Below are 768 nucleotides of genomic sequence, written 5' to 3' on the forward strand. Positions count from 1 at the left end.
GTCGTGACGTGCTCATCGTTCGCATTCTTATTGCCAGCCGCTTGACCATTAGCCGACTGTAGCATCATCGGTGCAGCGCTTAGTGACGCTAACGGATGTAGACTATCGTCGTTACCTAGTGCCGCACCAATAATCAAACAAGCTGCCCAAATACCGGTCACTAAACCAAGTGCTTGGGTGAGCATTCGACCACGACCCAGCCAGCTCCACGCCCATGTCGCTACCACCATAAACCATAATGCCCATACTAACAGCATTACAGGCGATACAAACACGCGCTCAATTAATAATAGCGCCACTGCAAATAATAATAAAGCAAAGCCTTGTTTGACCCAGTTCATCCACTCGCCAGCCTTCGGTATGATTTTGCCTTGGGTTGCACCAATTAAAATAAGCGGCGCTGACAAACCAAAACCAAGCATAAATAAGGCGGCAAAACCAAGCAGCGGACTACCGATAGTCGAAACTGCGAGCAATGCGCCAAATAGTGGCGCGGACACACAAGGCGATACGACCAATGCTGATAAAAACCCAGCAACCAAGCTGCCTCCCGTACTACCAAGCTTACTATCGCCCGCTTGACTCAAGCCTTGCATCTTACTACTAATGGCACGTGGCAGACGAATAGTAAATACGCCCAGCATATATAGCCCTAGCAATACAAAGATGATAGCAAAGCTAATCAAGATAATTGGGTTTTGTAGCCAGCCAATAATTCCTAATGACTCGCCAAACACCGCGATGACTGCACCCAAAATACCATAGGCA

The 768-nt window shown here is 48.0% G+C and carries 1 protein-coding gene; it reads right to left on the minus strand.

Going from position 1 to position 768, the window contains the following annotated elements; all coding sequences use genetic code 11:
- Positions 1–768: cytochrome c biogenesis protein CcdA (locus ACS8FD_RS19630; RefSeq protein WP_439277099.1), on the minus strand; the 768-nt coding region annotated here is incomplete at both ends.

The sequence above is a fragment of the Psychrobacter sp. 1U2 genome (genome assembly GCF_051847575.1).